Here is a 20,586-nt window from a genome sequence, read left to right as displayed (position 1 = left end):
TCGGGGATGCGACGCATAACGCTCGCGTCATGTAAATGAAACAGCCCACTTTTGAAACCATTCGCAGCCGGAGGCAACAACAAGTTGCCGCTAGACCGGGAGTTCCGCCAGAACCTTTGCCATGGGGCGCAGGATGTCGCCGCTTCCGGCTGCCAAGGATCCCAGTTTCGGATCGGCGCCCGCGTAAAGCGGTCGGCGCATCGAAGCGTCGATGATCTGCCCGCCCGCTTCCGAAAGAAGAAGATCAGCCGCCGCAAGGTCCCAGTCGTGGGAGGCGGGTCTGACGAAGGTCGCATCCAGCGTGCCGCGCGCCACCAGCGCGATCCGGTAGGCCAGCGAGGGGATGTATCCGTGCGGCGTGATGCGCGTGAGCAGTTGCGGGGGTAATTTGTTGATCATCGATTTCGGACCGCCCATGGCGATGTCGCGATATCCGGTCCGCACGCTGATGCGCCCCCCGTTCATCCAGGCGCCTGAGCCGACGGCTGCCGTGAAGATCTCCTCGCTCGCGGGACAGTCGAGCACGCCGGCGATGCTGCGGCCCTCTTCCACGACGGCAATGCTGATACACCAGACCTTGCGCCCGTCTATGAAGGCGCGCGTGCCGTCGATCGGGTCGACCACGAAGGTGCGCCGCGCGGCAAGGCGCTCCGCATTGTCGACCGTCTCCTCCGACAGCCATCCATAGTCCGGGCGGGCGGCAAGCAATGTCGATCTGAGGAATCCGTCAACGGCAAGATCGGCGGCGCTGACGGGGGAATCGCCCGCCTTCATCCAGACCTCCGGATCGCGCCGGAAATAGCGCATGGCGATTTCGCCCGCCTCGCGCGCCGCCGTCTCGATCAGCGTCAGGTCATCGGCATGTTCGGCGTGACGCGGCTCACTCTCCCGCAATGGTCATGCCCTCGATCAGCAGGGTCGGCGCCGAGGTGCCGTAGTTGCGGTCGAGGTCGCTCGCCGGCGTCATGTTCAAGAACATGTCCTTCAGGTTTCCGGCGATGGTGATCTCGGAAACGGGATAGGTCACTCGGCCGTTCTCGATCCAGAAGCCGGCCGCACCGCGGCTGTATTCGCCGGTGATCATGTTGACGCCCTGGCCAAAGACCTCGGTCACGTAGAGTCCGGCCTTGATACCGCCGATCAGGTCGTCGCGGTCCGTCTCCCCCGGCTCGATGGCGAAATTGGTCGAGGACGGGTTGACCGAGGAAGAGGCACGGGCGCCACGGCCGTTCGTCTCCAGCCCAAGCTCGCGCGCCACAGAGGAGGACAACAGCCAGGCCTCGAGCACCCCGCTTCTCACCGGCACGAGCGGAGCGCCGGCCACGCCTTCGCCGTCGAAGGGGCGGGAGGCCTGCCCGCGTATGCGCGTGGGATCGTCCGTTATGGTGACGGCGGCCGAGGCGATCTGCTTGCCCATCCGGTCGCGAAGGAAGCTCGTCTTGCGCGCCACCGAGGCGCCGTTGATGGCGCCCGCGATATGGCCGGCGATGCCCCGGGCGACGCGGGGATCGTAGATGACGGGATACCTGCCGGTGGGAACCTTGCGAGCGCCCAGCCGGCGCGCGGCGCGCTCGCCCGCTGTGCGGCCGATCTTCTCCGGCGTTTCCAGGTCGGCGAAGTGAAGCCTGGAGGAAAAGTCATAATCGCGCTCCATGCCCGTGCCCTCGCCGGCGATGACGCTGACCGAGCGGGAGAAGCGCGTCGCGGCATATTGGCCGACAAAGCCGTGGGAAGTCGCAAGGACCAGCCCGCCGGAACCGGCGCTGGCCGCTGCGCCGGACGAATTGGTCACGCCGGGCACGGCCAACGCTGCTTCCTCGGCCGCCAGCGCGTCATCCCTCAGACGGTCCGGCGAGACTTCCGTAGGGTCGACCAGATCGAGATCGGCGAGTTGCCGGGCAAGCTTGTCGGGATCGGCGAGGCCGGCGAAAGCGTCCTCCGGCGAAACGCGGGCCATGGCGACCGCGCGCTCGGCAAGCCCGCCGGGGTCGGACGCCGTGGTTGCCGAGACGCTTGCCACGCGCTGCCCGACAAAGACCCGCAGCGACATGTCGTCGCTTTCAGACGATTCGGTGCTTTCCACCTTGCCGAGGCGCACGGACACGCCGCGCGACCGGGACCGGATCACCACCGCATCGGCGGCGTCGGCACCGGCTTTCCTTGCCGCGTCGACAAGCGAGGCGACCCGGTCCAGAAGCTGTTTCTCATCCGATGATCCGGTCATCCGTTCACCCGCTGGTTCGAGGGAGGAAAGTGGCGAGACATGGCATGGTCAACCATTTATGGTTCCCGGAGCGGTAGCGCAATGGCACGAGAATGTCACATCGCCGCGACGACCATGACGAAACAGGCGAGGGAACAGGGATGGAGGAAATTACCACCGGCATCTATCAGGAACCTCTCCTTCTGCTGATGGGCGCCGTCATCGCCGCGCCGCTGTTTCAGCGCATCGGGCTCGGCACCATCCTGGGCTATCTGGCCGCAGGCGTCGCGATCGGCCCCGTCGCCCGCCTCGTCTCGGACGGTGAAGAACTGCTGCATGTGGCCGAGCTTGGCGTGGTCTTCCTGCTTTTCATCATAGGGCTCGAGCTCAAGCCGTCTAGGCTTTGGACCATGCGCCGCGACATCTTCGGGCTGGGGCTCGCACAGGTACTGGCGACCGGTGCCGTGCTGGCGCTTCTGGCGTCGTTCCTGCCGGGCTTTTCGATTTCGGCCGCCATCGTCGTCGGCTTCGGCCTTGCCCTGTCGTCCACCGCTTTTGCGGTTCAGACGCTGGAAGGCCAAGGCCTGCTCAATACCCGCTTCGGCCAGAAATCATTCTCCATACTGCTTTTCCAAGACATCGCGATCGCCCCGCTTCTGGCGCTGGTGCCGCTGCTTTCGCCGGGCGGAGAAGGCGCCGAAGCGATCAGCGGAACGCGTTTCGCGGTGGCGCTGGCCTCCGTTGCGGCGCTGGTGATAGCGGGCCGCTATCTGCTCAACCCGCTGTTCCGCCTCATCGCCCAATCCGGCGCGAAGGAGGTGATGATCGCGGCCGCGCTCCTGGTGGTGCTGGGTTCGGCGACGCTGCTGCAGATCGCCGGCCTGTCGATGGCGCTGGGCGCCTTCATCGCCGGGGTCATGCTGGCCGATTCGTCCTTCAGACATGAGCTCAGCGCGGATATCGAGCCGTTTCGCGGCATCCTGCTCGGGCTGTTCTTCATGGCGATCGGGCTCTCGCTCGATCTCGGGGTCGTCCTGGAGAACTGGCTGGCCGTGCTTCTGGCCGTGCCCGCGCTCATGCTGGTCAAGGCGGTCATCCTCTACGGCCTGTGCCGCATCTTCGGATCCGGCCACGACGAGGCGCTTCGGGTGGCGGCGCTGCTGCCGCAGGGCGGCGAATTCGGCTTCGTGCTCTTCACCGCCGCCTCGGCCGCGTTGATCTTCTCACCGGCGACGGCCTCGCTGCTGACTGCCGTGGTGACGCTGTCGATGGTGCTGACGCCGCTCACGGTGCGCATCGGCGAACAGATGGCGCGCGGCGACAAGCCGGAAGAGATGGAGGAGGATTTCGATGGCGCGGGTGCGGACGTGCTGATGATCGGCTTTTCACGCTTCGGCCAGATCGCCTCGCAGGTGCTTCTTGCCGGCGGCAGGGACGTGACCATCATCGACCACTCCGCCACCCGTGTCCGCTCGGTCGAGAAGTTCGGCTTCCGCATCTATTTCGGCGACGGCCGCCGCAAGGACGTGCTGGAGGCTGCCGGCATCAGGCGGGCGAAGATCGTGGCGGTCTGCGTCAACGGCCGGGCCCAAACCGACGCGATCGTCGATCTCATCCGTTCCGAATTCCCCGAAGTGAAGCTCTTCGTGCGCTCGTACGACCGGGCGCATGCGCTTTCCCTGAGGGCGCGGGGCGTGGAATATGAACTCCGCGAGACGCTGGAATCGGCCCTCCTGTTCGGCCAGGTGTCGCTCAGGGAGCTGGGTACGGAAGACGAGACGGCGCGAGCCATCATGGACGACGTACGCCGCCGCGACGAGGAGCGCCTGGAGATCCAGGCGGTGGACGGCTTCCTGGCAGGACGCGACAGGATGCACACGAGTCCGGTAACGCCGGAGCCGCTGATCAAGCCGACCCACGAGGCGCGCAGGCTGAATCCCGAGGAGAAGATCATAGCCGATCAGGGCTGATCGCCACCGTGGCCGGCATGAGCGGGAGGATTGAGCTGCCTGCTTTCGATCGCTCGCTCGATTGCCCGCTTGAGTTCGTCCTTGATACCGGACGTCTCGTCGAGGATTGCGTTGATCTTGAGGAAATCCAGCACCCGGAACCGCGAGACCGCGGGCCGCAGGAGAATGTCCGGACGGGTGTTCTGCAGCTTCATGGATATGATCGACTGCATCATCAACTGCGTCGCGCCGAACATCATCTCGATGGCGCTCGGCATCTTGGCGGTCCTGACGGTCGGCGCGCCCACCACGTCGACGGCGATGACCACGTCGACCATCCCTTCGAGCAGGTCGAAGGGCACGGGATTGTAGATGCCGCCGTCGATGAGGGTGCGCCCGTCCCGCTGCACCGGCCGGAAAACCGCCGGCAGCGCGGCCGAGGCAGCGAGCGCCGAGAGGAGCTCGCCGCTTTCGAACACCGCCAGGTGATGTCCGTAATAGTCCGTCGCCGTGACCCGAAGCGGGATCTGCAGCGCCTCGAAACGATCCGGTATGCTGTGCGGCAGAAAGGCGGCGATGACGCGCTCGGGGCTGAACTGGCCGAGGCGCAGGCCGCCCTCAACCATTTGCGACAGGCTGGCCGGCCTCGATCGCCAGACGCGGCTGACCACTTCGGCGCGGCTCGACAGGATGGAATAGGCGTGATCGCGGATTTCCGCGCCGGTCATGCCGGCGGCCATTCCCGCGCCCATGAGCGCCCCGATCGACGAGCCGGAGATGACCGCGGGGCGGATGCCCAGCTCGTCAAGCGCTTCGATGGCGTGGATGTGGGCCAGACCGCGCGCGCCGCCACCGCCGAGGGCAAGCCCGAAGGTCGGGCTTGCGCCATTGCCTTGCCGTGCGGATATGGGATCGAGTGCTTCTTCGGCCACTACATATTCCTCGTCTTGCACGATGCCCGCCATCATCGCCGAACGGCGGGCCCGGTTGCAACAAAAAGCGCCGGCCCGGGTCGGTGCTGGAACTCAGGCAACGCGGCAAATGGTGATCACGGAAGAGGCATATTCGCGCCGTTCCGCCAGCGTCAGGCCCCGGGGAGGCTGAAACGGCGAGGCGGAGGCCTCCTCCACGACGACCAGCGCATCCGGCAGCAGCCAGCCCCCTTCGAGCGCCGACGCGATGGCCCGCTCGCCCAGCCCCTTGCCATAGGGCGGATCGGCGAAAACCAGGCCGAAGGGCTGCATGGTGCCGACGGGGCCGAGGCGGGTGGCATCGCGGCGGAAAATCCGCGTGTGCCCCTGAAGACCGAGCGTCTCCACATTCTCGCGGATGAGCGCGCGCGAGGTGCCCTGCTCTTCCACGAACAGGCAATAGGCCGCTCCGCGCGAGATGGCTTCGATGCCGAGCGCGCCCGTGCCGGCAAACAGATCGAGCACGCGGACGCCTGCGAGGCAACCCGGATAGCCGTGCTCGATCACGTTGAAGAGCGATTCGCGCGCGCGGTCGGTGGTCGGACGGATGGCATCGTCCTTGGGCGAGGCCAGGCGTCTGCCCCGCATCCGTCCGCCCACAACGCGCATCGTCAACGCCCCTTCGGACCCTTGGGGCCTCTTGGAGGTCCTTTGGGAGGTCCCTTGGCAGGACCCTTGGCCCCCCGGTCCGTCGAAGGCGTGCGCGGCCCGTGCGGCCGCGATGCTGCCTTGCGGTCGTCGCGGCGCGGCCTGTCGGCGCCGGGCGCCTGCTTCGCGCGGTCCGGCCCCTCCGCGCCACGCCTTTCGCTGCGGGCATCGGCGGCCGCTTTTTCCTCGCGCTTCTTCGTGCCCAGCGGGCGTGCGCCCGGCGCCATCCATACATTGGCCGCGCGCGAGCGCCTTTCGATCGGCTTGCGCTTTTCCTCGTCGCGCCTTCCGGCGGGCTTGCCAGCGGATTTGCCAGTGGTTTTGCCAGTGGTCTTGGATGGCGGCCTGGTCTGCAGCCGGCCGCGTATTTCCTCGCGCTTCTCCTCGCGCTCGCGTTTGCGGTTGATCGGCTGCCTTTCGCGTTCGCGCGGCGGGCGCGGGGCCGGCGGTTCGGCCTCCGGGGCTTCCACTGGCGCCGCGCGCACCGGCTTTTCGGCGCGCACGGGCTTGTTGGAGAAGGGCGTCGTGATCGGCGCGTCGAAATCCGCTCGCGCCTCGGCGATCAGGCGCTCGCCGAGCTGGTCGCGCAGCATGCGGCCCTTGATCTCCTGCACCGCGCCTTCGGCAAGCGCGCCAAGCTGGAAGGGACCGTAGGAGATGCGGATCAGCCGCGTCACATCGAGTCCGAGCGCGCCCAGCACGTTCCTGACTTCGCGGTTCTTGCCTTCGCGCAGCCCCAGCGTCAACCAGGCATTGGTGCCTTGCGTGCGGTCCAGCGTCGCCTCGATGGCGCCGTAATAGACGCCGTCGACGGCAATTCCCTTTTCCAGCTCGGCCAGCGCCAGCGGGTCGACCTTGCCGTGGACGCGCACGCGATAGCGGCGCAGCCACCCCGTCGACGGCAGTTCCAGAACGCGCGCCAGGCCCCCATCGTTTGTGAGGATGAGCAGGCCCTCGGTGTTGATGTCGAGGCGGCCGACGGTGATCAGCCGCGGCAGGCCGGGCGGCAGGATGTCGAAAATGGTGCGCCGCCCCTCGGGGTCGCGCGACGTCGTCACCACGCCCGCCGGCTTGTGGAACAGGAAAAGCCGCGTACGCTCGACGTCCGGAATGGGCGCGTCGTCCAGCTCGATGCGGTCGGCAGGGCTCACATTGAAGGCAGGTGAGGTCAGCGCGCGGCCGTTCACCTTGACGCGTCCTGCCTCGATCATGGCTTCGGCATCGCGCCGCGAGGCAACGCCTGCCCGTGCCAGCCGCTTGGCGATGCGCTCGCCGGCGGCCGGCGGTTCAGCCTGGCCGCCCTCTTTCGGCGGCCTCGGCGCGCCGTGCGGCGCCCCTTTCGGCTTTTCGGGCCTGCGGGCGGGGCCGACCTTGCCGCCTTCCCTGGCGGGGGAGCCGGGTTTGCCGCCGAAGCGCGGCTTGCCGGTCGAAGCAGCCCTGGCCGGCTTGCCGTCTCCCGCTTTTCGATCCTGGCTTCCTCTGGGTCTGTACGGTTTGTCGTTCATGGTGGCCTTTGCCTTTCAAGGCGGGTAGGTATCAACTCGTATTCAAGCTTGCGAGCAAAAAGATTGGCGCGCGCGGAACCGCATAAATATTCAGGCTTCATGGAGCCTGCGCTGGACGAGGCCCGCAGCGCCGCCGCACGCGGCGAAGTGCCGGTGGGCGCCGTCGTGGTCCGCGACGGCCAGGTTGTGGCCCGGGCCGGCAACCGGACGCGCGAGCTCAACGATCCGACCGCCCATGCCGAATTGCTGGCGATCCGCGACGCCTGCCGGACCCTTGCATCCGAGCGTCTTGCCGACTGCGACCTCTATGTCACGCTGGAACCTTGCGCCATGTGCGCCGGAGCGGTCTCGTTCGCCCGCATCAGGCGGCTCTATTTCGCCGCACCGGACGAAAAAGGCGGCGGGGTAATCCACGGCGGGCGCTTCTTCGCCCAGCCCACCTGCCACCATGCGCCGGAGGTCTATGCCGGCCTGGGCGAGCGGGAGGCCGCCGACCTCTTGAAGGCGTTTTTCAGAGAGCGGCGTTAGGACGGAGCCGAGTGGCCTGCATCGTCGTCAACTCCGAGGATGTTGATGCACCTCGTGAAAGGAGCTGCCGCTGCTGACTGTGTCGGGCCGTGCCCTGGGATGCTGTTCCAATGGGTTCCGGGTGGCCGTTCGGGTTCCGGGATGACGGAGCGGGCGCCTCTCACGCTCCCGTCACCCGATAGAGCCGCGCTTTCGCCGCCTCAGTTCAGCCAGGGAAGCAGGCTGCGGATGCCGCCGGTGCCGGAACCGGCCGCCTTCTTTGCCTGACGCTCCTTCTTCCACTCGTCCTCGCCCAGTTCGCCCACCGGCGCGGTTTCCACCGGCTGGCGGTACTCGGTCGGCGGCTCGCTCAGATAACGGCGCGTCGTCGGGCTGCCCTGCTTGGTCATCTTCTGACGGCGCAAGAACTCTGCGCGGCGCTCGGCGCTGGACTGCCGCGCATATACCGCGATCGGCGAGGTGCGGCCCGGTTCGGAAACATCCACGTCGCGAACGATGTTGGGACGATAGAGCGGATTGTCCTGATTGGCCGTCGCTTCGGCACGAATGCGTGCCAGACGTTCCTCGGGCGATTCCGGCCAGGCGGGATTGGCGGCACTGGTCACGTCCTCCTGTGGCGGAGGAAGCACCTCATCGGAAGCCGGCTGGACGATGCCCGGACGCGGCTCGTAGGCGATAGCCGTCTTGTTCTTGGGCGCAAGCGACAGCGCGCCCGTCACATCCTCGACCAGTTGCTGGCTGGAGGGCGTGCCCGTGCCATAGGTGGGGCCGCCGCAGCCCGTCAGCAGAATAGCCGAAAACACCCCGGCCACGGCCACGATCCTGGTTCCGCGCGGCCCGCGCGCCAACACGGTGATGCCGCCCTTAACACTCGTCAACGTCAGTTCTCCTCAGCGCCGGCAGGCCCCGCGAGCCTGTTATTCTCTTCGCCTCCTCGCCGACAAATCCGACGAGATGATGGCGCTCTATCCATGCCGCCTTTTACCGGACGCTGCCGGCTGACGCAACGGCATGCCTACAAACGGCCGAGCGCGCGCAACTCGCGAAGCGCGGCGGCGTCGCGGGCCGAGACCTCCGGAAATTCGGGATCGGAGCCCACATCGTCCGTATAGCGCCAGGAGCGCGCGCACTTGATGCCGTGCGCACGGGCGAAGACCACGGCAACGCCCTTGACGTCGTCGAGGCGGAAGGCGTCCGCCGGCCCCTCGTCCTCGCGGATCTCAATGCCGCTGGTGATGCAGATATCGGCCATGTCGTGACCGCCGATCGCCTCGCGCAACTCCGCATCGGTGATGTGGACGATGGGCGCGGCCTCAAGCGAGGAGCCGATGGTCTTTTCCTTGCGCTCGATCTCCAGCGCGCCGGTCACCACACGCCGGACCTGGCGGATCTTGCGCCATTTGGCGGCAAGCGCATCGTCCTTCCAGGATGCCGGCACAGCGGGGAACTGCTCCAGATGAACCGATTCCTTATCGGGATGGCGGGCGAGCCAGGCTTCCTCCGTTGTGAAGGGCAGGATCGGCGCCAGCCATTTGACCAGGCAGTCGAACAGCGTTCGCACCACCTGCAGCGACGCCTTGCGGCGGGTGCTCGACGGCGCGTCGCAGTAGAGTGCGTCCTTGCGGATGTCGAAATAGAAGGCCGACAGCTCTATGACCATGAAATCGAGCAGGGTGCGGATGATGCGCTTGAAGTCGAAATTATCGTAGCCGGCGCGCACGACCGCATCGAGCTCGGCCAGCCGGTGCAGCATCAGCCGCTCCAATTCCGGCATCTGCGCCAGCGGCACGTCCTCGCCCTCGTCATGGGCCAGCGAGCCGAGCATCCAGCGCACGGTGTTGCGCAGCTTGCGATAGGCGTCGACATTGGTCTGGATGACGTTTTTGCCCAGCCGCTGGTCTTCCCAGTAGTCGGTGGTGCCGACCCACAGGCGCAGTATATCGGCGCCAGACTGGTTCATGATGTCCTGCGGGAAGGTCTGGTTGCCCAGCGACTTCGACATCTTGCGGCCGTCCTCGGCCATGGTGAAGCCATGGGTGATGACAGTGTCGTAGGGGGCCCTGCCCCGCGTACCGCAGCTTTCCAGAAGCGAGGAATGGAACCAGCCGCGATGCTGGTCGGAGCCCTCCAGATAGACGTCCGCCGGCCATTTCAGGTCCGGCCGGTCTTCCAGCGTGAAGGTGTGGGTGGAGCCCGAATCGAACCAGACGTCCAGAATGTCGGTGACCTGTCTCCACGGCTCGCCGGCGCGCTCGCCCAGGAAGCGCTCGCGCGCGCCCTCGGCGAACCAGGCGTCCGCGCCCTCGGCCTCGAAGGCTTCGAGGATGCGCTGGTTGACCGCCTCGTCCTTCAGGACATTGCCGTCCTCGTCTGCGAACACGCAGATGGGAACGCCCCATGCCCTTTGCCGGGAAAGCACCCAGTCGGGCCGATCCTCTATCATGGCGCGCAGGCGCGCCTGGCCGGCGGCGGGCACGAAGCGGGTGTCGTCGATGGCCTTCAAGGCGCGGGTGCGCAGGGTGGTGGCGTCGCCAAGGTCCTTGTCCATATGGACGAACCATTGCGGCGTGTTGCGGAAGATGACGGGCTTTTTCGAGCGCCAGGAATGCGGATAGGAATGCTTCAGCCGCCCGCGCGCGAAGAGCATGTTCCTTTCGATCAGCGCCTCGATGACGGCGCCGTTCGCATCGCCTTTCTTGCCCTTGTCGTCGATCACGCGGGCCGGACCGCCTTCGCGGTCGGGGCCCACGCCGGGGGCATCCTTGGTGAAGTAGCCGGCGTCGTCGACGGTGAAGGGGATGGCGGTGTCAATGCCGCGCGATTCCAGTTGGCCGCGCGCGTCCATCCAGGCATCGAAGTCCTCGCGGCCATGGCCGGGGGCGGTGTGCACGAAGCCCGTGCCGGCATCGTCGGTGACGTGCTCGCCGGGCAGCAGCGGAACGGGGAATTTGTAGCCGCCGCCGAGGCCCTTGAGAGGGTGAGCGCAGGTGATCGCCCCGAGTTCATCCGCCGAAACGTCGCGCAGGCGCTTATAGGTCAGCTTCGCCTTGGCAAAGGACTCTTCGGCCAGCGCATCGGCAAAGATCAGCTTCTCGCCAGCCTGCGGCCCGAAATCGTTCTCCGCTCCGGTGACCTCGTAGAGGCCGTAAGCGATGCGGGGCGAATAGGAGATCGCGCGGTTGCCGGGGATCGTCCACGGCGTCGTCGTCCAGATGACGACGAAGGTGCCGGAAAGCTCGTTCTCACCCATCACCGGGAACTTCACCCAGACCGTGTCGCTCTCATGATCGTGATACTCGACCTCGGCCTCCGCCAGCGCCGTGCGCTCCACCACCGACCACATCACCGGCTTGGAACCCCGGTAGAGCTGGCCCGACATGGCGAATTTCAGAAGCTCGCCGGCGATGCGGGCTTCGGCGTGGAAGTTCATTGTCGTATAGGGATTTTCGAAGTCGCCCTCGATGCCGAGCCGTTTGAACTCCTCGCTCTGGACCTTGATCCAGTGCTGGGCGAAGTCGCGGCATTCCTTGCGGAATTCGTTGACCGGCACCTCGTCCTTGTTCTTGCCCTTGGCGCGGTACTGTTCCTCGATCTTCCATTCGATCGGCAGGCCGTGGCAGTCCCAGCCGGGCACATAGTTGGAATCGTAGCCGCGCATCTGGAAGGACCGCGTGATGATGTCCTTCAGCACCTTGTTGAGCGCGTGGCCGATATGGATGTTGCCATTGGCATAGGGAGGGCCGTCATGGAGCACGAACTTCTCGCGACCCTTGGCGTCCTCGCGCAACCGCTTGTAAAGGCTCATCTTCTGCCAGCGGGCGACAAGCTCCGGCTCCTTCTGCGGAAGGCCGGCGCGCATCGGGAAATCCGTCTGCGGCAGGTTGAGGGTCTTGGAATAGTCGATCTTTTCGGACGTGTCGGTCATGGTCTCGCCGTGGGAAATGCGGAGGCGGAAGGCCCCGCCAGTGCCAGTATCATGTTGCGGAGGATGCGCAAATGCGCGGTCGCAATCCCGGACCTTCCGACCGCCTTCAGGCGCGGAAGGCCGGGCCGATAATTCGCGAAATGATCGCTATGGAGCCGGCGCGGATCGTCATGGGCGCGCTTTTAACCGAGACGGAGGCAAGAATAAAGGCCGATTTTTCTCAGCTGAAAGCCGGAAAGCCGGGGTGAAACGAGCTGAAACAGGCCCGTTCCCGGCTGAAACCCGCCCGGTTTCAGCCGGAAAACGCGATGGTGAGGTCGATTTCGGAAAGCGGACGCACGCCCGAAAGGAGGGCGCGGGCTTCCTCCTCGTCGCGCTTCATCTGGGCGACGAGCGGATCGAGGCCGTCGAACTTCACCTCGCCGCGCAGGAAGCCGAAGAAGGAGACGGCGCAGGTCTCGCCGTAGAGATCGCCGGAGAAATCGAAGACGAAGGTCTCGAGCAGCGGGGCGCCGTCCTCGTCCACCGTCGGGCGGCGGCCGAAGCTGGCGACGCCGTCATGAAGGCTGCCGCCGGCGCGGCGGAAGCGCACGGCATAGATGCCGTGGCGCAGCGCGGCTTCGGGCGGAAGCGCCATATTGGCGGTGGGAAAGCCCAGCGTCCGGCCAAGCTTCCGGCCGCCGCCCACCGGCGCCTCGACCGTGAACCGGTATCCGGCAAGGCCGGCGGCCTGGGAAACGTCGCCCTCGGCCAGCAGCGAGCGGATGCGGCTGGAGGAAATGACCTCGCCGCCCTCGTCCGAGAAGGCGTCGACGACGGTGACGCCGAAGCCGCCGGCCTTGCCGGCCGCGGCCAGCGTTGCCGGGGTGCCGCCCCGGCCCTTGCCGTAGTGGAAATCGAAGCCGGTCACCACATGCGCGGCGCCCAGCCCGCCGATGAGCACTTCATTGACGAACTGGTCGGCTGGAAGCGAGGAAAAGGCCGGCACGAAGGGTTGCTCCACCACGGCTGAAAAGCCCATCGCTTCCAGAAGACGGGCCTTCATGGGGGCCGGCGTCAGGCGGAAGAGCGGAAGGTCGGGCCGGAAGACGGCGCGCGGATGCGGCTCGAAGGTCAAAACGAGCGCCGGCCGGCCCTTCTGCGCCGCCATCTCCAGCGCGGCGTTCAGGACGGCCTGGTGGCCGCGGTGCACGCCATCGAAATTGCCGATGGCCACCACGCCGCCGCGCAGCGCGCCCGGCAGCGCATCGAAGCCTTCTATCCGCTGAAACATGGCGGCCAATTCCGCTACCTTAGCCGTTCTATGGCCGCGACGGGCGCTAGGCCGTGTCTTTCGAGGAATGCCTTCACCATCTGCAGGTCCGGTTTGCCGTTCTGCCGGTATTCGCCCGCATGAATGCCTGCCGTAACGAACAGCACGTCGATGCCCATGTCGACGCCGCCCTTCACGTCGGTCAGCACCCCGTCGCCGATGGCGAGCGCATCGGCGGCGCAGATCCGGCGCCCCAGCACCTCGCCGGCCGCAGCCAGCGCCGCCTCGTAGATGGGACGATGGGGCTTGCCGGCAATCTCGGTGCGGCCGCCGAGCAGGCTGTAGTCGCGGGCAAGCGCGCCGGCGCAGAAGATCAGCTTGTCGCCGCGCTCCACCACGACATCCGGATTGGCGCAGATGAAGGGAAGATCGCGCGCGCGCAGCCGCTCCAGAAGGCCGGCATAATCTTCCGGCGTCTCGGTCTCGTCGTCGAGGAGCCCGGTGCAGACCACGCCGGCGGCCTCGAATTCCTCGACCAGTTCGATGTCCAGCCCGTCATAGAGCGTCATGTCGCGGTCGGGACCGATGTGGAAAAGGCGGCGGGGCGCGTTGGAAATCAATTCGCGGGTGACGTCGCCGGATGTGACCACCGCGTCCCAGGCCTCGTCGGGAACGCCGAGGCGGCGCAACTGCTCTTCCACCAGCCCGTGCGGGCGCGGAGCGTTGGTGACCAGCACCACCGCCTTGCCGGCCCGGCGCATGCGCGCCAGCGCGGCGCTGGCATGGGGAAAGGCCAGCACGCCGTTGTGCACCACGCCCCAGACATCGCAGAAAATGGCCGAATAGGGTTCGGCGACCGCATCGAGATTCTCGACCAATTCCAGCGATTGCGGCATGGATGCTCCTTTGGGAATAGCGGCGTGCGCCTGCGAATTGGCATTACCGTTGTGATTTGCCGCCGCGCCCTGCGCTACCCCCCCTCTGTCCTGCCGGGCATCTCCCCCTCAAGGGGGGAGATTAGCTGTCGCAACCGGTTTCGCCAATCTTTTGAAGAACAAGCCAAACGTCGATGAAGGATGATCTCCCCCTTGAGGGGGAGATGCCCGGCAGGGCAGAGGGGGCGTGAAGGGCACCGCAATCGTAGAATTAACCCAGTTGCCGCCGCCTGTCACCACGATCCGTCGACTTGCATCAATGGGGTTAACCCGGCGTGAACCAGGATTTCAGTTCGGCCAGCAACGTTAAGGAAAATGTTTAATGGCTGCCGGGCATGATTGTCGGAACGAGTACAGGCAGGGGTAGCTACAATGTTTCGCAGGTTTTTGAGCGACAGGCGCGGAAACTACGCGATGCTCACGGTATTTCTCATGATCCCGATCGTGGGCGGGGTCGCGCTGGCCATCGACTACACCCAGGCCAGCCGTCATCGCAATATCACGCTCAACGCGCTGGATGCGGCGGGCATGGCAACGGCGTTGCACATCCTCAAGGGTGCCAGCGACGAGGAGGCGAAGCAGTACGCCAAGGAATTCTTCGAGGCCAATCTCGGCCCCATCGACCCCGCCATGACGAAGCTGCATGTGGTGCTGCCGGAAAACAATGCCGGCGGCAGCACGCTCAAACTGTCGGCGACGCTCAACTACGATCCGATATTCTACCCGGCTTTCCAGGCCATGCGCGGGGCGTCCGGCGAGGAGACGGCCATGACGATCAGCGCATCCAGCGAGGTACGCCTGAAGAACACCGTGGAGGTGGCGCTGGTGCTCGATAATTCGGGCTCCATGGCCTACACCGGATTGGGCTCCGGAAAGAAGCGCATCGACCTTTTGAAGGAAGCCGCCAAGCAGCTGGTCGAGACCATGGCCGGTCAGGCGGGGCAGGTGAAGCAGGTCGTAAAGCCGGTGCAGTTCGGCATCGTGCCTTTTGCGGCCTCCGTCAATGTGGGTCCGGAGAACGCGAATGCTTCCTGGATGGACACCGACGGGCTGTCGCCCGTTCATCACGAGAACTTCAACTGGGACACGATGGAGGCGCGCAACCCAAACAAGCGCGTCGAGCTGGTTCGCGGCATCTACCGCAAGGTCGGCAAGGGCTGGAAGGAGGAGGAAGGCGACAAGGTTACGCGGTTCACGCTCTATGACGAGATAAAGGACAGAACCCGCGGAGACGTCGACGCCAAATGGGCCGGCTGCGTGGAAATGCGGCCCTATCCCCACGGCCTGAGCGACGAGCCGGCGAGCTGGACGAGGCCCGAGACGCTTTTCGTGCCGATGTTCGCGCCGGATGAGACCGACCAGCCCGACGGCCGGCGGCGCCCCCCCAACGACTGGTGGGCCGACCAGACCGGCGGCGACGCAAAATTCCGACAGGAATTCATGCCCAAATATTTCCACGCCGTCGCCAATCCCTCGATACAATCTGGCCAAGGGCCCAATTACAGCTGCACCACCCGGCCGATCACGCCGCTGACCGACGTTGCAAGCGCCGCCGGCATGAAGAAGATCAAGGATTCGATCGATGCCATGCGTGCGGACGGCGCGACCAATGTGCCGGAGGGCATGGCCTGGGGCTGGCGCGTGGTCTCGGGCCGGGCGCCCTTTACCGAGGGGCGGGACGACGCGGAAAGGGGCAACGACAAGATCGTGATCGTGCTGACCGACGGCGCCAACACCTATTACACGCCGGAATCACTCGGCAGGCATGACAACGCGGGAAACAAGTCAACCTATTCCAACTACGGCTATGCGAAGAACGGCCGCATCTTCGAAGGCACCACCGCCAACTGGTGGGATTACTCGAACGACAATTACACCGAGGCGATGAACCAGCAGTTCGACAAGCTCTGCAGCAACGCCAAGGACGAGAGCATCATCGTCATCACCGTGGCGCTCGATCTCGACGATCGAAAGCGCGCCGAGCGCGGCCAGATCGAGGCGCTGGAACGGTGCGCCTCGGAGTCCCGCTTCCGCAAGGACGGCAACGGCAAGCCCGCCAAGCTGTTCTGGAACGCCACGGGCGGGGACCTGGCCGAAAAGTTCAAGGAAATCGCCGACGAGTTGTCGAATCTGCGCTTCGTGAGCTAGGGGTGAGTGGGTTCAGGTGGGGTGGCGCCATGCGCCCACGTCCGTCATCCCGACCGACCGCAGGGAGAGCCGGGACCTATCGGGTTGGCGCGGCCGGGCTCCGTAGAAGGGACCGCTGGCGCTGACATGCGCCGGGATGAGGCCCTTCGACAAGCTCAGAGGGGCCGCGCTCTACGATGACCTTCCAATGGGTCCCGGACAGCCCTTCGGGCTTCCGGGATGACGAACTGGGGCATTAGCGCTCATCGGCGAACCTCCGCGGAGCTGAAGATGGTCTGTGCGGCTGATCCAACCTGAAGTCATCGTGCTTTGTGGGTCCGAACACACTACACCACACAGGCTGAGGCATTTTTGTCGTTCAGGCATGGATCCTCGGGTCGGGGCCCGAGGATGACGAACTGTATGGTGGGATAGCGCTAACCGCCAACCTTGGTGATATACACCCCCCAACGATTTACAATGGCGCATCAACCTTCGTCGTCCCGGCCGACCGCAGCGAGAGCCGGAACCTATTGGGTTGGCGCGGCCGAGTTCCGCAGAAGGCGCGGGTGGTGCCGGGATGAGGCCCTTCGACAAGCTCAGAGGGGACGCGCTCTACGATGACCTTCCAATGGGTCCCGGATAGCCCTTCGGGCTTCCGGGATGACGATGGTGGGGTGCTCGGCTTCGTCATCCTCGACGGTGCTGCAACCGCCCGCCCTTGCCGGTTCCGGGCTTATCGGTTACGACAGCCGCGCCCTGGACGGGGCGCGGTTTTTCTTATTCTCGACGGATGGATTTTCGACCATGGCGAACAAGGCTGACAGGGTGAAGGCGCGGCTGCCGCGGGGCTTTGCCGACCGTCATCCGCACGACATCCGCGCCACGGGCGAGATGATGGAAAAGATACGCGCCGTCTATGAGCGCTACGGCTTCGATCCGCTCGAGACGCCGCTGATGGAATATACGGACACGCTGGGCAAGTTCCTGCCCGACCAGGACCGGCCGAACGAGGGCGTGTTCTCGCTCAAGGACGACGACGAGCAGTGGCTTTCGCTGCGCTACGACCTGACGGCGCCGCTGGCCCGGCATGTGGCCGAGAATTTCAACGAGATCCAGCTTCCCTACCGCACATACCGCGCCGGCTGGGTGTTCCGCAACGAGAAGCCCGGGCCCGGCCGCTTCCGCCAGTTCATGCAGTTCGACGCCGACACGGTGGGCGCGCCCTCCGTCGCGGCGGATGCCGAGATGTGCATGATGATGGCGGATGTGATGGAGGCGCTGGGGATCGCGCGGGGCGACTATGTGATCCGGGTGAACAACCGGAAGGTGCTCGACGGGGTGATGGAGGCGGTTGGCCTCGGCGGCGAGGAGAAGGCTGGGCGGCGGCTGACGGTGCTGCGGGCGATTGATAAGCTGGATAAGTTTTCGGTCGACGATGTGATGCTTCTTCTTGGACCTGGCCGTTGGGACGGCGGACGAGAAGGTGAAGGTGACTTCACGAAGGGTGCCGGTCTCGACGACGCCCAGATTACGAGACTCCTGAACATCACCGGCTGGAACGAGCAGGGATCAGGCGCAACCGGTGTGGCCAACGGGCTTACGGTGGACAATCTAAGTCGTGGTTTCGAGGATTCCCCGCTTGTTGTGCAGGGGTGTGCCGAGCTCGATGAGATTCAGTTGCTTTGCGCGGCGGCGGGCTATGACATTGATCGCATCCGCATCGACCCCTCCGTCGTGCGCGGTCTCGAATACTACACCGGTCCCGTCTACGAGGCCGAACTGACCGCCAAGATCCCCAATGAAAAAGGCGAGATCGTGCGTTTCGGCTCGGTCGGCGGCGGGGGGCGGTATGATGGGCTGGTTTCGCGGTTTCGCGGGCAGCCGGTGCCGGCGACGGGGTTTTCCATCGGCGTTTCGCGGCTGATGACGGCGCTGAAGAACCTCGGCAAGCTGGGGCAGGACCCGGTGCTGGCGCCGGTGCTCGTCACCGTGATGGACGGCGACATGGAGGCGATGGCGAAGTACCAGTCGTTCACGCAGCGGCTGCGCGATGCCGGCATCCGCGCCGAGATGTATCAGGGCAACTGGAAGAAATTCGGCAACCAGCTCAAATATGCCGACCGGCGGGGCTGCCCGCTCGCCATCATTCAAGGGGCGGACGAGCGGGCCAACGGCGAGGTGCAGATCAAGGACCTGATCGAGGGCAAGCAGCTTTCCGCCGAGATCGAAAGCAACGAGGAATGGCGCGAGGCGCGCGTGGCGCAGTTTTCCGTGAAGGAGGACGAGCTGGTGGAGGCGGTGCAGCGTGTGCTGGACGCGCAGAAGCGTGAGCGGGACGGCGCGGCTGGATGATGTTGGACGCAGGCGTCAAGGCTACCCCCCTCTGCCCTGCCGGGCATCTCCCCCTCAAGGGGGGAGATTATCCTGTCATCGACCTCCGACTCCACGATTGGCGAAAGCCGGCGCGACGGCCAATCTCCCCCCTTGAGGGGGAGATGCCCGGCCCGTTCGACAAGCTCAGGGCAGAGGGGGGGGTGACGGCTACAGCGCCCGCGACGCCCTCATGAGCATCCGCTACCCCTCCTTCGCGCCCGATATCCTCTCGCTGTTTACCGAGCGCGAGGCGGCGATGACGGATATCGACATCATCCAGCCGGCCGACCCTTTTCTCGACATGGCGGGCGAGGATCTGCGGCGGCGCATCTTCCTGACGGAGAGCGAGACGGGGCAAAGCCTTTGCCTCAGGCCGGAATTCACCATTCCCGTCTGCCGCGAGCATATCGCCAAGCGGGCCGCCACGCCGCGCCGCTATGCCTATCTGGGCGAGGTTTTCCGCCAGCGGCGCGAGGGCGGGGCGGAGTTCTTCCAGGCGGGCATCGAGGACCTGGGCGCGCCCGACCACGCATCGGCCGATGCGCGCTCGCTGGCCGATGCGCATGCGCTTTTATCGCGCGTCCTGCCGGGGGCGGCGCTTTCGATCACCATCGGCGACCAGGCGGTTTTCGAGGCGGTGCTTTCCGCGCTCGGCCTGCCGAGGGGCTGGCAGAAGCGGCTGGTGCGCGCCTTCGGCTCTCCTGCCATGCTGGACGCCGTGATGTCGGAACTGGCCAACCCGCAGAACGCGGCGTCGATGCCGCGCGAAGTGGCCGGGCTGGTCGCGCGGGGCGATGAAAGCGCGCTGGAAGCCCATATCGAACAGGCGATGGAGGCCGCCGGGCTTTCGCCCTCGGCGGGCCGCACGCCCGCCGACATCGCGCGCCGGCTCGCCGAAAAGGCGGAGCTGCGCAGCGTGCGGCTGAACGACGATGCGCTGGCCGCGCTCAAGAGCTTTCTGGCGATCCGCGCGCCGGCCTCCGAGGCGGCGGAGCGGCTTGCCGCCTTTGCCGGCGGGCACGGCCTGATCATCGATCACGCGCTGGAGGATTTTTCCGGGCGCGCCGGGCGCATAAGCGATGAGGGGCTGGCGCTGGCGGATATCGAGTATCGCGCCGGGTTCGGCCGTCCGCTCGACTATTATACGGGCTTCATCTTCGAGATCGGGGCCGGCGACGGCGGCCAGCCGCTGGCCGGCGGCGGGCGGTACGACCGCCTTTTGACGCTGCTCGGCGCTTCCGACCCGATACCCGGCGTCGGCTTTTCGATCTGGCTCGACCGGGTCGCGGCGCTGCGGGAGGGCACGCGATGAGCATCACCCTTGCCCTGCCCTCGAAAGGCCGGCTGAAGGAGCAGGCGGTGGAAACGCTGCAGGCGGCCGGCTTCACCATTGCCATGCCCGAGAACGACCGGCGCTACCGCGCGACGATGAAGGGCTATCCCGGCATCGAGGTCGCGTTCCTTTCGGCCTCCGAGATCGCGCGCGAGCTCGACCGCGGCGCCATCGACATGGGCGTGACGGGTGAGGACCTGGTGCGCGAGACGATTGCCGACTGGGAAGGCAAGGTCGATATCGCGGCGCGGCTCGGCTTCGGGCGGGCCGATGTGGTGGTGGCGGTGCCCGAGGTTTGGTTCGACGTCGCCACCATGGCCGATCTCGACGACGTGGCCGCCGATTTCCGCCAGCGCCACGGGCGGCGGCTGCGCATCGCCACGAAATACTGGCGGCTGACGCAGCAGTTCTTCTCGCAGAAGCACGGCATCCAGGTCTACCGCATCGTGGAGAGCCTGGGCGCCACCGAAGGCGCGCCGGCGGCGGGCTCGGCCGACATCATCGTCGACATCACCACGACCGGCTCGACGCTTGCGGCAAACCATCTGAAGGTGCTGGACGACGGGGTGATCCTGCGGTCGCAGGCCTGCCTGGTGGAGGCGGTGAAAGAGCGCGGGGCGGAAGACGCGGCTTTGGCGCAGGAACTCGCGCGGCGGCTTGGAGCCTCGAGCGTCCACTCGGACGCACAAAGGACGCTCTAACTTCCTGAATCTACGCATCGTGCTTTCCGAAAATCGATCCCGATTTTCGGGCCGATGCTGTAGCGCCAAAGGCTGAGCGGGACGAAGAGAACGGCAAGGCCGCCGCCATCGCCGGAACCGGGCACTGCGGTCG

At 66.0% G+C, this 20,586-nt stretch carries 15 protein-coding genes; 6 read left to right on the top strand and 9 right to left on the bottom strand.

Annotated features, from left to right (window positions below; genetic code table 11):
* Positions 1–90 precede the first annotated feature (90 nt).
* A complete protein-coding gene (locus tag NTH_RS14945; RefSeq protein ID WP_338530752.1) occupies positions 91–894 on the bottom strand; it encodes a 3'(2'),5'-bisphosphate nucleotidase CysQ in 804 nt (267 codons plus the stop codon).
* The gene (locus tag NTH_RS14940) at positions 881–2,224 is read right to left on the bottom strand and encodes a TldD/PmbA family protein (RefSeq protein WP_338530751.1); all 1,344 of its coding nucleotides are present in this window, start codon (positions 2,222–2,224) and stop codon (positions 881–883) included. The genes NTH_RS14945 and NTH_RS14940 overlap by 14 nt, the downstream gene beginning before the upstream one ends.
* Before the next feature lie 140 nt (positions 2,225–2,364).
* On the opposite strand from NTH_RS14940, the gene NTH_RS14935 reads away from it, so the two are divergent.
* A complete protein-coding gene (locus tag NTH_RS14935; protein ID WP_338530750.1) occupies positions 2,365–4,173 on the top strand; it encodes a monovalent cation:proton antiporter-2 (CPA2) family protein in 1,809 nt (602 codons plus the stop codon).
* Here the strand turns inward: NTH_RS14935 and NTH_RS14930 are convergent.
* Genes NTH_RS14930 through NTH_RS14920 form a run of 3 tightly spaced genes read right to left on the bottom strand, consistent with a single transcriptional unit; the run spans position 4,164 to position 7,276 of the window.
* Complete coding sequence (locus tag NTH_RS14930) at positions 4,164–5,117, bottom strand: patatin-like phospholipase family protein (RefSeq protein ID WP_422392401.1); 954 nt, start codon at positions 5,115–5,117, stop codon at positions 4,164–4,166. The two genes, NTH_RS14935 and NTH_RS14930, sit on opposite strands and share 10 nt — an antisense overlap.
* A 60-nt stretch (positions 5,118–5,177) precedes the next feature.
* Complete coding sequence (gene rsmD / locus NTH_RS14925; RefSeq protein ID WP_338531927.1) at positions 5,178–5,732, bottom strand: 16S rRNA (guanine(966)-N(2))-methyltransferase RsmD; 555 nt, start codon at positions 5,730–5,732, stop codon at positions 5,178–5,180.
* Between the two features lie 2 nt (positions 5,733–5,734).
* On the bottom strand, positions 5,735–7,276 hold the full coding sequence (locus tag NTH_RS14920; RefSeq protein WP_338530748.1) for a pseudouridine synthase: 1,542 nt from the start codon (positions 7,274–7,276) through the stop codon (positions 5,735–5,737).
* Between the two features lie 99 nt (positions 7,277–7,375).
* Here NTH_RS14920 and NTH_RS14915 point away from each other — a divergent pair, with 99 nt between their 5' ends.
* Positions 7,376–7,804, top strand: a complete 429-nt coding sequence (locus tag NTH_RS14915) for a nucleoside deaminase (RefSeq protein ID WP_338531926.1) — start codon at positions 7,376–7,378, stop codon at positions 7,802–7,804.
* Positions 7,805–8,004: 200 nt separating this feature from the next.
* Here the strand turns inward: NTH_RS14915 and NTH_RS14910 are convergent, their stop codons facing one another.
* The 4 genes from NTH_RS14910 to NTH_RS14895 form a co-directional block, all read right to left on the bottom strand.
* On the bottom strand, positions 8,005–8,682 hold the full coding sequence (locus NTH_RS14910; protein ID WP_338530747.1) for a hypothetical protein: 678 nt from the start codon (positions 8,680–8,682) through the stop codon (positions 8,005–8,007).
* A 137-nt stretch (positions 8,683–8,819) separates the two neighbouring features.
* On the bottom strand, positions 8,820–11,729 hold the full coding sequence (ileS, locus tag NTH_RS14905; RefSeq protein ID WP_338530746.1) for an isoleucine--tRNA ligase: 2,910 nt from the start codon (positions 11,727–11,729) through the stop codon (positions 8,820–8,822).
* A gap of 292 nt (positions 11,730–12,021) precedes the next feature.
* Positions 12,022–13,002: a bifunctional riboflavin kinase/FAD synthetase gene (locus NTH_RS14900; RefSeq protein WP_338530745.1), complete on the bottom strand. Its 981-nt coding sequence runs from the start codon at positions 13,000–13,002 to the stop codon at positions 12,022–12,024.
* Between the two features lie 14 nt (positions 13,003–13,016).
* Complete coding sequence (locus NTH_RS14895; RefSeq protein ID WP_338530744.1) at positions 13,017–13,877, bottom strand: TIGR01459 family HAD-type hydrolase; 861 nt, start codon at positions 13,875–13,877, stop codon at positions 13,017–13,019.
* 453 nt (positions 13,878–14,330) lie between these two features.
* On the opposite strand from NTH_RS14895, the gene NTH_RS14890 reads away from it, so the two are divergent.
* From NTH_RS14890 to hisG, 4 genes are all read left to right on the top strand, one after another.
* Positions 14,331–16,064 carry a VWA domain-containing protein gene (locus NTH_RS14890; protein WP_338530743.1) on the top strand — a complete coding sequence of 578 codons (1,734 nt, stop codon included), beginning with the start codon at positions 14,331–14,333 and terminating at the stop codon, positions 16,062–16,064.
* Positions 16,065–16,850: 786 nt separating this feature from the next.
* Entirely contained in the window at positions 16,851–18,398 is a 1,548-nt protein-coding gene (gene hisS, locus NTH_RS14885) for a histidine--tRNA ligase (RefSeq protein WP_338530742.1), read from the top strand.
* Positions 18,399–18,609: 211 nt separating this feature from the next.
* Positions 18,610–19,731: an ATP phosphoribosyltransferase regulatory subunit gene (locus NTH_RS14880; RefSeq protein ID WP_338530741.1), complete on the top strand. Its 1,122-nt coding sequence runs from the start codon at positions 18,610–18,612 to the stop codon at positions 19,729–19,731.
* Positions 19,728–20,453, top strand: a complete 726-nt coding sequence (gene hisG / locus NTH_RS14875) for an ATP phosphoribosyltransferase (RefSeq protein ID WP_338530740.1) — start codon at positions 19,728–19,730, stop codon at positions 20,451–20,453. Before NTH_RS14880 ends, hisG begins: the two co-directional genes overlap by 4 nt.
* The last annotated feature ends 133 nt before the right edge of the window (positions 20,454–20,586 follow it).

The organism is Nitratireductor thuwali, assembly GCF_036621415.1.
Lineage (GTDB): Bacteria > Pseudomonadota > Alphaproteobacteria > Rhizobiales > Rhizobiaceae > Chelativorans > Chelativorans thuwali.
This window is presented reverse-complemented; position numbering and strand designations above follow the sequence as displayed.